Here is a 14,211-nt window from a genome sequence, read left to right as displayed (position 1 = left end):
AACTTTCAGTACCCGGTGCTTCCTAGTCAGAAGCGCTCGGGGCGAATGAGGGCATAGGTGAGGTAAACGGTCAGAAACACCGTCACCGCACCGCCCAGGATATAATCGAGCGTCATGATGTGTTTCTCCGTTCAGAGCCGGTCGCAAGCGCTGGTATAGGCAAAGCACAGTGCGAAGAATGCCACCGCGATGCCGAGCGGGATGATGTCCATCATTGATCTTGGCTCCTGTTATTGTTCTTTGGAGTCAGACAAGACGAGGGGCACCGTTTCGAAAAACGACACCTTTCATGCTTTCTGGCGTGGAGATGATCTTGTCGATCTCTCGGGCATCAATATGCAGCCGAACCGCATAAAGGTTCGAGACGGGGCGAAGACCGCCAATATAAAAATCTTATAAATGCCCTGGGCTGGCCTTTGCCTTCTACGGCATCCCTGATGAAGGGTTCAGCGCGAGTGGAACCAGCATTTTACTGTGACTGGGATGAAAACAATGTCGCAAGCGGCTGACCGCCGAATGGCGCCGGTCAGCGGGCGGCTCTTGGAACGTGTCTCGCTCTCAAGCAAAGGCATAGGAGCCGTCTGGCCGTTTCGGGACGCGCCGTTGCCAATGAACGTAACCTTCCTCAGTCATTGCCTCTTCGTCCATCTCCACGCCCCAGCCGGGCCGATCGGGCCGCAGTTCTAGATAGCCGTCCTTCGGCAGATAGGGATCGACGACATATCGCGTCTCGCCCTGCCGCTTCTCTATGTCGTTGCCGCCATAGACATAGGCCTGGCCCTTCGGCAATCGGTATTCGAGAATGCGGAAGTTCTGGGCGGCAGCCGAAAAGTGAACGTTGACCGCGGTCGCCAGCGGGCCCATTGGGTTGTGGGGTGCCACGCCGACGAAGAAAGCCTCGGCGAGAGTGGCAATCCGCCGCATTTCGCTGATGCCGCCAACCACGCAGATGTCGGGTTGTATCAGGTCGGCGCCCTTCACCTGCAGCAGACGCAGGAACTCATTTCGATTGTAAAGCGATTCCCCGGTTGCGAGCACACAGTTGAGCCCCTGCTTGAGGTCGCCCCAGGCTTCGATGTTTTCCGGACGAAGCGGTTCCTCGTAAAACAGCGGATCATAAGGTGCGAGCGCATTGCCGAGCTGGCGGGCGGCAATCGGCTCGAAGATCTTGGCGTGGGCATCAAACGCAATTTCATAGTTGTCGCGCACGGTTTCCCGCAGTGTGCGAAAATAATCCGCCGAGGCTTTGACGACGTTGCCCCAGCGATGGGCGTGCATGTCGATGCGCCACGGGCTGAGCTTGAAAGCGGTAAAACCCCATTCAGCGTTCAGCCGGTCGAACTCGTCGCGGGCCGCCGGCGCATCCGGTGCCGTATAGACGCCCGCATAGACCTTGATGCGATCGCGCACTTCGCCACCCAGAAGCTTGTAGACGGGAACGTTTGCGGCTTTGGCCGCAAGGTCCCACAGGCAGTGATCGAGGGCGGAGATTGCAGCCAGCCCCAGTGCGCCTGGCGGAAATCTGCTTTGCTGGATGAGCAGATTAACGAGATAGTCGACACGTGTCGGATCCTGGCCGGACAGGAAGGCGTAGAGATAATCCAGGAGCGGCGGAAGCGCCTTGTCCGGACCATGGTTATAGCATTCGCCCCATCCTGTCAGTCCGTCATCTGTGTCGAGTGCGACGATGACGCGGGGACGGTCCTTGTCGCGGGTCATGAAAACCCGCATGCGGTCGATCTTCATCTTCTTGTCCTTCTACCGATTGAAATAGGCGCAGCGCGACAGACGCGTCTGCACATAGAGATGCTCGTTGTAGGTTCCGGGATTGTACGAGCCGGCATCCTCCGGCACGGGTACCGAGACGTTGCCGCCACTTGGGAAGCGAGCCACGAAAGTCTCATCGATGTCGCAACCGAGCCCCGGCGCATCAGGAACTGCAATCAATCCGTCGACCTGCTCGGGATGAGGCACGATCGTCTGCCGGCGGCCGTCCCAGTCGTCATCGATGCGCTCGAGGATGAGGGCGTTGGGGATCGCAGCAAGCACGTGCAGGGCCGCATATTCGGCGACCGGGCCAAGCGAGCCGGAATGCGGTGCCACCTGGATATGATGCGCCTCGGCCATCGCCGCAATCTTCTTCATCTGCGTAATGCCGCCAGCCCGGCCGGTATCCGGCTGGATCACGTCGACCAGTTCTTCTTCGATAAGTTCTCGTTCGCCGAAGATGGTTGCCGAACGCTCGCCGGCCGCCAAAGGCACGTGCGCCGCATCGCGAATACGCCGATAGCCATCGGTGTTGTCAGGGGCAATCGGATCTTCGACCCAGAAGAGTTCGTAAGGCTCCAATGCCCGCACCAGCCGGCAGGCATCCGCCGGCGTCAGCCAGGGCGGTCCGTGCAGATCGATCGCAATGTCGATATCGTTGCCGACTGCCTCGCGCAAAGAAGCGACCTTGCGAACTGGATCGGCCACCCCGCCACACTTGATCGCCTTGATGCCGCGCTCCTTGGCTGCAAGCGCCCGCTCGGGGCTGTTTGCATGGGAGTAGATCGGGATCCGGTCGCGCACCTTGCCGCCGAGCAACATCCAGACCGGCACACCAAGGGCTTTTCCCTTGATGTCCCAAAGTGCCATGTCGATGCCGGTCATGGCGCCGGCGCCAACTGTTCCAAGCATGCCGTGGCCCATCATGGCGATATGCATCTTCTGCCAGAGCCGTTCGATATTGGCGGGATCCTCGCCGATAAGCAGTGGTGCGAGATCGTGTATCGCCGTCTCGATGACCCGCGGCCAGCCCGAGCATTCACCGATGCCGGTGATGCCTTCGTCGGTATCGAGCTTCAAGAAGAGCCAGTTTCTGGTGCCCGGCAGCAGTTTGGGCGCGTCGTCCCGCGAGCGCGCCTCCAAGGCCCATTTCGAGGGGGCAGGTTGGCCCGCATGCATGAGAAAGGTTCTAATTCCGGTGATCTTCATCGCACAGAACTCCCGTTCTTCAAATTGCCTGGTTCGACATAGCGGAAACGCCGCGAGCGATCGCGATCGCGCGGGTCGGGGCGCGGAATGGCGGAGATGAGGGCTTGCGTGTAGGCGTGCTCGGGCGTTTTGCAGACCTTGTCCGCATCCCCGACCTCGACAAGCCGGCCCTTGTACATCACGCCGACACGGTCGCACATGTAGCGAATGACGCCGATGTCGTGGCTGATGAAGATGTAGGCAAGGCCGAGTTCATCCTGCAGGCGCATCAAAAGGTCGAGCACCTGGGAGCGGACGGATACGTCGAGCGCCGAAGTCGCTTCGTCTGCCACGATGACCCGCGGGTTGAGCGTGATGGCTCGGGCAATTCCGATGCGCTGACGCTGGCCCCCCGAAAAGGCATGCGGATAGCGTTCGCGGCTCGCAGGATCGAGACCTACTTGTTCCATCAGGTGGCAGACGCGCTCGTCGAGCGCCCGCCCGCTCGCGACGCCGTTGACAAGCAGTGGCTCGCCGATGATTTGAGAAACGGTCATGCGGGGATTGAGAGAGCCGAAAGGATCCTGAAACACCATGCGCAGTTCGCGTCGGGCCGTGGCAAGCGTCTGCCCTTTCGCCGTCGCCAGATCGATCGTGCCACCATCGGCGCGGCGATAGACGATCTCGCCCGCCGTCGGATCGATGAGGCGCATGATCGAGCGGCCCATCGTTGTCTTTCCTGAGCCGCTTTCGCCGACGATGCCGAGCGTCTCGCGTGGCAGGAGCGAAATGGAAATGTCGTCGAGCGCTTTGACCTCGCCGAAATCCACGGAGACGTTGCGCAGTTCGAGGATGGGCGCTGCCGTCTTGTCGAGCGGCGTCCGCGCCAGCCTGATTTCGGCCTTGGCCTCCAGCTTCAGAACGGAGCCGATCAGCATTCGGGTGTAGCTGTCTTTCGGCGCATGAAAGATCTGCTCGACCGGCGCATACTCCTTCGCAACGCCGTTGTGCATGACAAGCACGTCGTCGGCGATTTGCGCCACGACGCCCATGTCGTGCGTTATGAAGAGCACCGCCATGCCATTAGCCTTCTGCAGCCGGGCAATCAGGTCAAGGATTTCGGCCTGCGTGGTCACGTCCAGAGCCGTGGTCGGCTCGTCGGCGATGAGCAGTTGAGGCTTGCATGCGAGTGCCATTGCGATCATGGCGCGCTGGCGCATGCCACCGGAATATTGGAACGTGTAGCGATCGACCGCTTTTTCCGGGGAGGGAATTTCCACCTGCTGCAGGAGGGATATCGCTTCAGCGCGTGCTTGCGCCTTGCTCATCCTGGTGTGAAGACGGAGGGCTTCGATGATCTGGTCGCCCACCGTGTGCACCGGCGAGAGTGACGACATTGGCTCCTGGAAGATCATCGCGATATCGCGGCCCCGTATGGCGCGGATTTGACGCCCGCGCGGGCTGAGACTGACGAGATCAACGGGGCGGCCGTCTTTGCCGTTCAGGACGATGGAGCCTGCGGCGATGCGGCCGGGCGCGTCTACAATCTGCAGAATGGAACGCGCCGTCACCGACTTGCCGGAACCGCTCTCGCCGACGACGCAGAGGGTTTTTCCCGGATCGATCGAAAAGGAAAGACCGTCAACTGCGCGAAAGACGCCGTTGCGCAAGGCAAAGTCGACGGTCAGGTTGTTCACCTGCAGGAGCGGCGGTCTGCTGCCGGTGATGGGAACCATGTCAGTCATGCCGGCCTCATTTGTTATAGGGGTCGGCTGCATCACGCAGGCCGTCGCCGAGAAGGTTGAGCGCCATGACGGCAACGACGACGGCCGCCCCCGGCATGAAGAGCCACGGCGCCGTAGCGATTGAACGTATGTTTTGAGCCTCGCGCAAAAGGACACCCCAGGAAATGGTCGGCGGCTGCAGGCCAAGGCCCAGGAAGGAGAGGGAGGTTTCCGCAAGGATCATCGCCGGCACGGCAAGCGTGATCGACGCTATGATGTGGCTTGCGAAACTCGGCAGCATGTGACGAAAGATGATGCGCCTTTCTCGAACACCATCGAGCCTTGCAGCAGCTACAAATTCCTCGGTGCGCAAGGACAAAAAGCGACCGCGCACGACACGGGCAAGCTGCGCCCACCCGGTCAGCGACAGAATGATGGTAATCATCATGTACTGAAGCGTTGATGGCCAGCCCTGCGGCAGGGCTGCCGCCATCGCAAGCCAGATCGGGATCGTCGGCAGGGAGAGTACGAAATCGATCAGCCGCTGCATGAAGAAATCGATGCGGCCGCCGTAATATCCGGAAATGCCGCCGAAGACGATGCCGAGCATCAGCGAGAAGAAGACGCCGACAAGACCGATCGACAGCGAGATCTGAGACCCTTGAACCGTCCGGCTGAAGACATCGCGCCCGAGCCTGTCGGCTCCGAACAGAAGAAGGGGCGAAGTCTTCTCGGACGAAGCGAGCAGATGGATGTTAGTGTTGAAAAGGCCGAGCACGGAATATTCATAGCCGCGCCCGAACAACCGGACGTCGACCCGCTTCGTCCTATCCTCCTTATAGATCGCGGCAAGGGTTTGCGGGTCGCGGGTAAGCTTCAGCGGATAGTAGTGCAGGCCAATGGAAATCCCATCGCCGGTATCGATGAGGTGCAATTTCTGCGGTGGATGAAAGGTCGCCCGAGCGTTCTGCAGGTTCGGATCGTTGATGGCGAAGAAGCCCGGAATAACGGCAACGATGTACATCAAGAGGGTGACAACGAGGGCTATCATGGCAAGCCGGTGCCGACGGAAAGCCCACCAGATGAGCTGCCATTGCGAGGCGACAGCGGCGCGATCCGGCGCAAGATTTGTGACTGCAATGTCGGCCATGAGGACTCCCTATTCCAAGCGGATGCGGGGATCGACCAGCGCAAGCAGGATGTCGCTGATCAATGAGCCGATCAGCGTGAGCGCGCAGATCAGCAGCACGAAGGCACCAGCCAGGTACATGTCCTGTGCCATCAGCGCCTGCAGCAACAAGGGCGCTGCCGTCGGCAGATTGAGGACGATGGCCACGACGACGGAGCCGGAAATCAGGTTTGGAAGGAGCCAGGCAATCGTCGAGATGAACGGGTTGAGCGCAATTCTCAAAGGGTATTTCACGAGCAGCCTGAACTCGGAAAGACCTTTTGCCCGTGCCGTGGTGACGTAAGGCTTCGGCAGTTCATCGAGCATGTTGGCGCGCATGACGCGGATCAGGCTCGCGGTAGAAGACACGGCCAGAATGATGACGGGAAGCCATATATGTGAAAGAAGGTCGAGGACCTTGGCGATGCTCCAGGGCGCAGTCTCGAACTCGGATGAAAAGAGGCCTCCGATATCCTGGCCGAACTCGACAGCCGCGATATACATGAGCACCAGCGCCAGCAGGAACGATGGAATAGCCAGTCCGAGGAAGGTGAAGGCGGTGAAGAAATAGTCGCCGATCGAATATTTGCGCACGGCAGAAAAGACGCCGATCGGCAATGCTATCCCCCAGGTGGCGATCAGTGTCGAAAGAGCGAGCACCAGCGTCAGCGCCATGCGTTCCCAAATGAGGCCAGAAACCGGTTGCTGCCATTCAAAGGAGATGCCGAAGTCGCCGCGGGAAAGGATGCCCCATATCCATTTAAAATACTGCACGAGCATCGGGTCATCGAGGCCGAAGCGCTCACGCAATTGCGCCGCGGTATTCTGATCGATGACTTCGTTCGATGCCGCAAGCGTCGCAATATATGTCGTGACGTAATCTCCCGGCGGCAGCTGGATAAGCACAAAGGCAAGGAAGCTGACGGCGAAAAGGGATGGGACCATCCAGAGAAGGCGTTTAGCGATGAAGACCAGCATGAGACGTCTCTTGCATTAAACACCGCTCCCGAGCTGCGGGCAGCGCGCTTGAAGGAGCGCCGCCCCGCAAAGGGACGGCGCTGGAGCGGCAAAATCAGCTCGTGAAGCTAAATTGCTGGGGCAGTGCAGGGCCTGGATTTGGCCAGGACCAACTGTCGGGCTGCTTTTCTGGAACGTTGTGCAGGTTGTTGCGGATGATGCCGAAACCGCCGACGGCAAGGCAGAGACCCACTGTCTCGAATTCGTCAGCCGCAATGTCGAAGATCTGCGTCATGATCGCGCCGCGCTTGGAGAGATCGGCGGTGGAACGGGCGTCGTCGAAAAGCTTCATGCGTTTCTTCTGACTTTCGGGCGGTTCTTCGCCGCGTGCGCCGTTCGACGTATACCAGAGCGACCACGGAATGGCGTAGCGCGAACCTTGCGGATGGAAGGCGAAGAAGTCGCGCGGGTCAAGCATCGGATCAAGACCGCCGGGACCCGGCCAGACTGCCGCATCATGCGCGTTGTCGTCGCCGCGTGTGTAGTAGAGGGCGCGCTCGATCGTGTTGACCTTCATCTCGATGCCGATTTGTGCCCAATGCGCCTTGACCAGTTCCAGGGCGTCAACGAGGTCGGGATAGAGCGTCGGAATGACGTCGACTGCGAAAAACATCTTCTGGCCGTCGGGCCGGAGGCGCAAGCCGCTCCCATCCATCTTGTAACCGGCCTGATCCAGCATCGCGCCGGCCTTATCAGGATCATATTCGCTAAACTGGCGCGCGAGCTTTTCATGGTACCAAGGGTGTTCCGGACGAGGGCCGGCCTGATAGGCTTCGCTCTGGCCGAAATAGACGATGTCGATCAATTCCTGCCGGTTGATTGCAAGCGAAAGCGCCTGCCTGAACGACTTGTCGGCAAACATCTTGCGCAGGGCAGGATCCTTGTGGGTCATATTGAAATAGATCTGGCACTGCTGGGAGGCCGAAGGCACCAGCGACAGCAGGCGATAACCGCCTTTTTCCATGTTCTGGGAGAGTGTCGGCTTGTTTGAAAGAACGCTGATATGGCGTTCCTGGATGTCGATCTTTCCCGAGATGACATTCAGCATCAGCGACTCCACGTCCTGCGAGATGCTGAAATTGATCTCGTCGATATAGGGAAGCTGGTTGCCCTGGGTGTCGACCTGCCAGAAATAGGGGTTCCGGGTCATGACGACGCGCGTCGCGCCACCGCTGTAAGGCTCCTTCACAACCCATGGATCGAGCGTCGGCTTGTCGGGGTTGCCCCACCGCGACGGGATCTCGATATCGCCGCAACGCGCGCGGAAGAGATCGGTCCAGCTGCCCACGCCTGCCTTTCTCACCTCTTCGGCGATATTGGGATTGTACTTCGGCAGGAATTGGCTGCAGTAGTGCTTCGGAAAGAGTGTCGGATGCTGGCCGAGCGGTGTCGCGAGGTTTTCCAGATAGAGCGCGTTTGCCGCTGCAAAGGTGAACTTCACCGTAAAATCATCGATCTTCTCGACCTTGACGGCCTTGCCGGCAACAGACAGCTGCGCAGGTGTCGAGCTGTAGAGCTCGCTGTTCTTGACGCAATCCTCAATGGCGAAGACGATGTCGTCGGCGGTAAAAGGATGACCGTCGGACCAGCGCACCCCTTCGATCAGGTGGAAGGTGAATTGCGAGGCGTCGTCGTTGATCTCCCAACGTTCAGCGAGGTTGGGCATAACTTGCGTAAACTCCAGATTCCAGCGCACGAGGCTTTGGTTGCCGACCATGCGCAGGATGCCGTTATGGTCGGATGAGCCCCTGAGGCCGCGACGGAGCGTTCCGCCATAGGTGCCGGCCTTTTCGAAAGGTGTCACGACCATCGGCTTCTTTGGCAGCCGTTCGGCAAGCGGCGGCAGCTTTCCGTCTTGCGCAAGCTGTGCCCATGCGGGCGCCTCGCCGCCTGCCGCAACGGCGCGTCCGGCCATGGACAGAGCTGCCACACCGGCCATGCCCCCGAGCACGGCGCGCCTGGTCACGCCGCGAGACAATATTTCATCGCGCATCGAAGTTCCTCCCTTTTTTTGCCGGAACGACGCTGGTGTGAACCGGCGCGACGAGCTCCCAACTCGGCGCAAGACGCCCTTCTCAGCGCCATGAGCCGACCATAGACATGTTCTCAAATAATTACAAGAGTTGACAGATAATGACAGATTTAGTAGCCCTTCAACATGGAAAGTGGTTGTAGTCGCCGCAAAAAACGGTCGCGCCAGAGTCATTGCGGCAACGCTCCGGGTGATGGGGGCTCTGCAGAATTTGCTGCCTGGCGGCAGAAAGAAGAAGGACGATGAAACTGTCGGCCGTTGCCGACCCCAACAGGGGCGCAACACGTTTCAGCGACATCATCTACGAGAAGATCGTGGGGATGATCGCGGACGGAAACTTTCCGGTGAATGAACGGCTGCCGCCGGAATCGAAGCTTGCCGTTATGTTTGGCGCATCGAGGCCGGTCGTGCGTGAAGCGCTCGAGCGTTTAAGGGTCGACGGACTGGTCGTCTCGCGCAAGGGGTCGGGCTCCTATGTGCGGCAGCGGCCGGACTCGTCCATGCTGAAAATGGTCCCGGTCGGCTCGCTTGCCGACGTGCAGCGCTTCTTTGAGTTCCGCGCCGGCCTGGAGGCCGAGGCTGCCGAACTTGCCGCACGCAACTGGCAACCAGCCGACAAGGAGCGGATAACGGCTGCCCTTTCTGCGATTGAACAATGTCTAAGGGACGGCAAGCTCGGCGCCGAGGAGGATCAGGCGCTTCACGATGCGATTGCCATGGCGACTGGGAACCAGTTCCACATCACGGTACGCGAATGGTTCAGGCCGCATTTCGCAATCGGACATTCCGTGACGCGAAGCTTGAGCCTCAAACGGACGCCCGAACAGATACGCAGCGTCCAGGATGAACACGCGGTCATCGTGGCGGCGATCTTTGCGCGAAACGAAGCCGAGGCCCACGACGCTATGAAGAGACACATATTGAATGCGCGCGCCCGCATGTTCCAGGGCGTTTGAGCGACAATGGGAGGAAGGAACGATGAAACGGCTGGCCCTCACAGGCGCTGCCGGGCGCGTAGGCACATTGCTGAGGCCGCTTCTTCGGCCGCATGCCGAGCATCTGCGTCTGATCGACATCGACGAGCCTGCAGCGCTGGGCAAGAACGAAAGCTTCGTGAGAGCCGATCTTGCAAGGCGCGATGAGGCAAATGCTGCCCTGCAAGAGGTTGACGGCGTAGTTCATCTGGCCGGGATAGCAAGCGGCGTCGACATGCGCGCGATTTTGGATGCGAATGTCCTCGGCACTTTCAATCTCTATGAAGCGGCGCGGATCAACAAGGTTGAACGGGTGGTTTACGCCTCAAGCAACCATGTGACCGGTTTTTATCCGCGCGGCCAGCTCGTCTCGCCGCTGGATCCGATGCGTCCGGACAGCCCCTACGGGCTTTCCAAGTGCTGGGGCGAACTGGTGGCAGGGTTATATTACGACACCTGCGGCATTCGCACTCTTTCCATCCGCATCGGCAACGCGGGCACCTATCCGGCCAGCGAGCGGTCCATGGCAATCTGGATCAGTGCACGTGACCTGGCGCAACTGGTCGGAATCGGCCTTACCCACCCCCTCATCGCGGCAACCGTCGTCTATGGCGTTTCCGACGCCGAGGAGCGTTGGTGGAACAACGGGTTGGCAAGCAGACTTGGCTACCAGCCGCAAGACCGGCCTCGTGATCATGCTCGCATCGAGGAGCCGTCCGAAGGGCCGGTCGCCCTTGCGTTCCAGGGCGGAGCGTTCTGCGAGACCAATCACGACGGCAACATCCGCATGCGCGATGCCGAGGGTTTGGCCAAGAGCCCGGAGACGGTTCCATGACGGCGCCGCGGATCGTCCGTCCGCAAGTCCGTCCGGTGCTGCAGCAGCCGCTGGGAGTGGGTGAATCGCCGGTATGGGACGAAAAGAGCGGCACGCTCTGGCTTGTCGACATACAGGCGCCAGCTGTCATCCGGATCTTGCCGCAAGGAAAGGTCGATCGCTTTGACATGCCGTCCGCGATCGGCAGCCTTGGGCTTTGCCGCGACCGGCGTCTCGTGGTCGCACTTCGAACGGGCCTGCATCTTTTCGATCCCGTTTCCGGAGACTTCGAGCTTTTGTGCGATCCGGTGGGGCGCGTCAACTGTCGTCTCAACGATGGGAAGGTCGGCCCCGACGGCCATTTCTGGGTCGGGTCCATGAGCGAGGCCAAGCCGCAGACCAATGACGCTGCGCTCTACCGCCTGGGGCCGGACGGCAGCGCACGGACCGTCGCAACAGGGCTGACCAGCTCGAACGGGCTTGCTTGGTCACCAGACGGCCGGCGCATGTATCACTCCGACAGCCGCCAATGTTTCCTGCAGGCTTTTGATTTCGATCCGGAAGAAGGCGAGCTCGCGAACGCCAGCCGGCTTCGCGTCTTTTCGGAGGAGGAGGGCCGGCCCGATGGCGGCGCAACCGACCGGGACGGCTACTATTGGAGTGCGGGCGTTTCCGCGGGCCGGCTTAACCGGATTTCTCCCGCCGGTGAGATCCTCGAAATCTACATTCTGCCGGTCGCCGCGCCGACGATGCCCTGTTTTGGCGGTCCTGACATGCGGACGCTCTTCGTCACGAGCCTGTCGACCAAACGCAGCGGACGTTTCGAAGCGGGCACGGTCGTTGCTTTCGACCTGGACGCCGAGGGCTTGCCGCCCTTCCGCTTCGGCAATTGATGGAAAGGGGTAGAAGATGGGCATTGCAACCATGCGTCAGGCGCTGATGGGCGTGTCGGGTGTGCCGGTCACGGCCTATGACGAAAATGGCGAAGTCGAACCGCAAATCACGGCAGTGGTCTACGGGAGGGTGGCAGCCGCTGGCATCCACAATATTGTTGCTGCCGGAAACACCGGCGAATTCTATGCTCTGACGCCGCAAGAGATCCGCCGCGTCCATGAAGCTGCGGTTTCCGGCGTTGACAACAAGGCGCCGGTCACTGCGGCGATCGGCAGGTCGCTGCGCGAAGCAATCGGGATGGCGAAGGATGCCGCCAGCATCGGCGCATCTGCGGTGATGTCGCACCAGCCCGTCGATCCCTTTGCTGCACCGTCGGCACAGATCGACTATTTCTGCAATCTTGCGGACGCGTCGCCTTTACCGCTGGTCGCCTATGTGCGGGCGGATGGCTTTAGTGTCGATGAACTGGTCCGTCTTGCGGGTCACGGCAACATTGCCGGCATTAAGTTCGCGACGCCGGATCTGATGCTGCTTTCGAGGGCCATTGCGGCGTCGGATCCGGCGGGCGCGCTGTTCGTCTGCGGTCTTGCGGAGAGCTGGGCGCTGTCGTTCACCGCCGCGGGTGCACGTGGCTTCACATCCGGCCTTGTCAATGTTGCCCCGCAATTGTCGCTCGCCGTCCACGATGCGCTTTCCAAGGGCGATTTCGCTGCCGCACGCGCCATCATCAACCGCCTTGAACCGTTCGAACGCATGCGCACGAAGTTCCGCAATGGTGCGAATGTGACGGTCGTGAAGGAGGCTGTGATGCATTCCGGCCTCGACGTCGGACCCGTGCGCGTGCCGGGACTGCCACTCCTCGACCAAACGGATCGCGAAGAACTGTTTCGCTTGCTCCAAGGTTGGGAGGCTGCAGGCGACATCCACGGGCGTGGAGATCTGCGGCCTTCCCGCTAAGGCGGCGGGCTGAGTTCGACACCATAATTTCAGGCAGGCAAGAGGCGCTGAACCACTGCGCCACGAGATTGGGAGGTCTTGAGATGCTGAAGAACTTACTGACGACGATCGCACTGGCCGGTGCTTTGGTCACGGCACAGCCGTCTTTTGCGGCGTCACCGCCGAACATGCTGGTGATCGGTACCAATCTCACCGGTATTCGAACGCTCGATCCGGCGCAGAACAATGCCCGCACGGTCTCCGAGCTGATCTCCAACCTTTACGACAACCTCGTCCAGTTGTCGCCGGATGATCTTAAGACGCTGAAGCCGATGCTTGCCACAAAATGGACTGTCTCGGAAGACGGCAGGCTCATTACGCTGACCTTGCGTGACGACGCGGTCTTCCAAAGCGGCAATGCTGTCACGGCCGAAGACGCCGCATGGTCCATCCAGCGCGTCATCAAGCTGGGGCAAGTCGGCTCCACCGATGTCGCGCTTTGGGGTTTCACGTCCGAAAACGTGGACAAGCTCGTCCGGGCCAAAGACGGGCAAACGCTGGAGATCGAACTGCCACACGCCGTCAATACCGATCTTGTGCTTTATTCTCTCGCTGGCTCTTCGATCGGCATCATCGACAAGAAGACGGCATTGTCGCACGAGGCGAACGGCGATCTCGCCGGCGCGTGGCTGTCGGCCAACTCGGCAGGAAGTGGACCCTTCACGCTAGCGCAATGGCGGCCAAATGACGTTGCGATCTTCAACGCGCAGAAGAATTATTGGGCTGGCCCGCCGGCCATGGCACGGGTTGTCGCCCGCCACATTCCCGAATCCGGCAATCTCCGGCTCCAGCTTGAAGCCGGCGACGTCGATGTCGGGCAATATCTCGCAAGCGGCGACCTTGATGCCCTGGCCAATAACAAAGAGATGGTGATCGATAGCGTTCCGGGCCTCGGTTTCTACTATATCGCTCTCAATCAAAAGGATCCGGACCTGCAGAAGCCCAAGGTCCGCGAAGCGTTTCAGCATGCTTTCGACTGGAAGGCGATCTCCGGCAATATTATGCGTTATACCGGCTTTCCGTGGCAGTCGATGATCCCTCGCGGCATGATTGGAGCACCACAGGACGCGACGTCCCGCCACGATTATGATCCCGCCAAGGCCAAGCAATTGCTGGCCGAGGCCGGATACCCGAATGGCTTGAAGAAAGTGCTCAATCCGTCGGGAGCGGCGACCTTGCCCTTCGCCGAAGCGCTGCAGGCGAGCGCCCGTGCCGCCGGTCTTGATCTTAATCTCGTGCCCGGCGAATTCACGCCTGCATTTCGCGAACGGAAATATGAAATCCTGCTCGGCAATTCCGGTGCCCGGCTGCCGGATCCTTTCGCGGTTGCCACGCAGTACGCCTACAATCCCGACAACAGCGACGAGGCGCGTCTCGGCAGCTATTATCTCTGGCGAGCCGGGATGAAGGTGGACGAACTCAATACTCTCGTCGATCAGTCCATGAAGGAACCTGATACGGGCAAGCGCACGGAAATCTTCCAGAAGATGGACGGCATCTACAGCGGCATGGACGCCCCGCTCGTCATCTTCTTCCAGCGCACCGACCCCTATGTCATGCGTGCCAGTGTCAAAGGTTATCATGGGCATACGACCTGGTCGACGCGCTGGCATGGCGTGACTAAGGAGTAAGGGGCC

General features: G+C 60.2%; 12 protein-coding genes. 5 read left to right on the top strand and 7 right to left on the bottom strand.

The genetic code is table 11. The features are described 5' to 3' along the window. Positions 1 to 26 precede the first annotated feature (26 nt). The 7 genes from A3C3_RS39470 to A3C3_RS0128385 form a co-directional block, all read right to left on the bottom strand. Positions 27 to 116 (bottom strand): K(+)-transporting ATPase subunit F, encoded by a 90-nt coding sequence (locus A3C3_RS39470; RefSeq protein WP_022717970.1) that lies wholly within the window; start codon positions 114 to 116, stop codon positions 27 to 29. A gap of 442 nt (positions 117 to 558) precedes the next feature. Next, positions 559 to 1,746, bottom strand: a complete 1,188-nt coding sequence (locus A3C3_RS0128410; protein ID WP_022717967.1) for a galactarate dehydratase — start codon at positions 1,744 to 1,746, stop codon at positions 559 to 561. Between the two features lie 12 nt (positions 1,747 to 1,758). Continuing rightward, the gene (locus A3C3_RS0128405) at positions 1,759 to 2,976 is read right to left on the bottom strand and encodes a mandelate racemase/muconate lactonizing enzyme family protein (RefSeq protein WP_022717966.1); all 1,218 of its coding nucleotides are present in this window, start codon (positions 2,974 to 2,976) and stop codon (positions 1,759 to 1,761) included. Continuing rightward, on the bottom strand, positions 2,973 to 4,700 hold the full coding sequence (locus tag A3C3_RS0128400; protein WP_022717965.1) for an ABC transporter ATP-binding protein: 1,728 nt from the start codon (positions 4,698 to 4,700) through the stop codon (positions 2,973 to 2,975). The genes A3C3_RS0128405 and A3C3_RS0128400 overlap by 4 nt, the downstream gene beginning before the upstream one ends. 7 nt (positions 4,701 to 4,707) lie before the next feature. Continuing rightward, the gene (locus A3C3_RS0128395; RefSeq protein ID WP_022717964.1) at positions 4,708 to 5,829 is read right to left on the bottom strand and encodes an ABC transporter permease; all 1,122 of its coding nucleotides are present in this window, start codon (positions 5,827 to 5,829) and stop codon (positions 4,708 to 4,710) included. A 9-nt stretch (positions 5,830 to 5,838) separates the two neighbouring features. Beyond that, positions 5,839 to 6,825 carry an ABC transporter permease gene (locus A3C3_RS0128390; RefSeq protein WP_022717963.1) on the bottom strand — a complete coding sequence of 329 codons (987 nt, stop codon included), beginning with the start codon at positions 6,823 to 6,825 and terminating at the stop codon, positions 5,839 to 5,841. A gap of 94 nt (positions 6,826 to 6,919) precedes the next feature. Then, the gene (locus A3C3_RS0128385) at positions 6,920 to 8,857 is read right to left on the bottom strand and encodes an ABC transporter substrate-binding protein (RefSeq protein ID WP_022717962.1); all 1,938 of its coding nucleotides are present in this window, start codon (positions 8,855 to 8,857) and stop codon (positions 6,920 to 6,922) included. Positions 8,858 to 9,138: 281 nt separating this feature from the next. Here A3C3_RS0128385 and A3C3_RS0128380 point away from each other — a divergent pair, with 281 nt between their 5' ends. From A3C3_RS0128380 to A3C3_RS0128360, 5 genes are all read left to right on the top strand, one after another. Beyond that, positions 9,139 to 9,852 (top strand): FadR/GntR family transcriptional regulator, encoded by a 714-nt coding sequence (locus tag A3C3_RS0128380; protein WP_022717961.1) that lies wholly within the window; start codon positions 9,139 to 9,141, stop codon positions 9,850 to 9,852. 22 nt (positions 9,853 to 9,874) lie between these two features. Continuing rightward, the gene (locus tag A3C3_RS0128375; RefSeq protein WP_022717960.1) at positions 9,875 to 10,705 is read left to right on the top strand and encodes an NAD-dependent epimerase/dehydratase family protein; all 831 of its coding nucleotides are present in this window, start codon (positions 9,875 to 9,877) and stop codon (positions 10,703 to 10,705) included. Then, complete coding sequence (locus A3C3_RS0128370) at positions 10,702 to 11,577, top strand: SMP-30/gluconolactonase/LRE family protein (RefSeq protein ID WP_022717959.1); 876 nt, start codon at positions 10,702 to 10,704, stop codon at positions 11,575 to 11,577. Before A3C3_RS0128375 ends, A3C3_RS0128370 begins: the two co-directional genes overlap by 4 nt. Before the next feature lie 16 nt (positions 11,578 to 11,593). After that, a complete protein-coding gene (locus A3C3_RS0128365; RefSeq protein ID WP_022717958.1) occupies positions 11,594 to 12,535 on the top strand; it encodes a dihydrodipicolinate synthase family protein in 942 nt (313 codons plus the stop codon). Positions 12,536 to 12,618: 83 nt separating this feature from the next. Next, positions 12,619 to 14,205 (top strand): ABC transporter substrate-binding protein, encoded by a 1,587-nt coding sequence (locus A3C3_RS0128360; protein ID WP_022717957.1) that lies wholly within the window; start codon positions 12,619 to 12,621, stop codon positions 14,203 to 14,205. The last annotated feature ends 6 nt before the right edge of the window (positions 14,206 to 14,211 follow it).

Origin of the sequence: Rhizobium mongolense USDA 1844, assembly GCF_000419765.1 — a bacterium.
In the GTDB taxonomy this organism is placed as follows: Bacteria; Pseudomonadota; Alphaproteobacteria; order Rhizobiales; family Rhizobiaceae; genus Rhizobium; species Rhizobium mongolense.
Note: the sequence above shows the minus strand (reverse complement) of the source record. Positions and strands in the feature narration are given on the sequence as shown.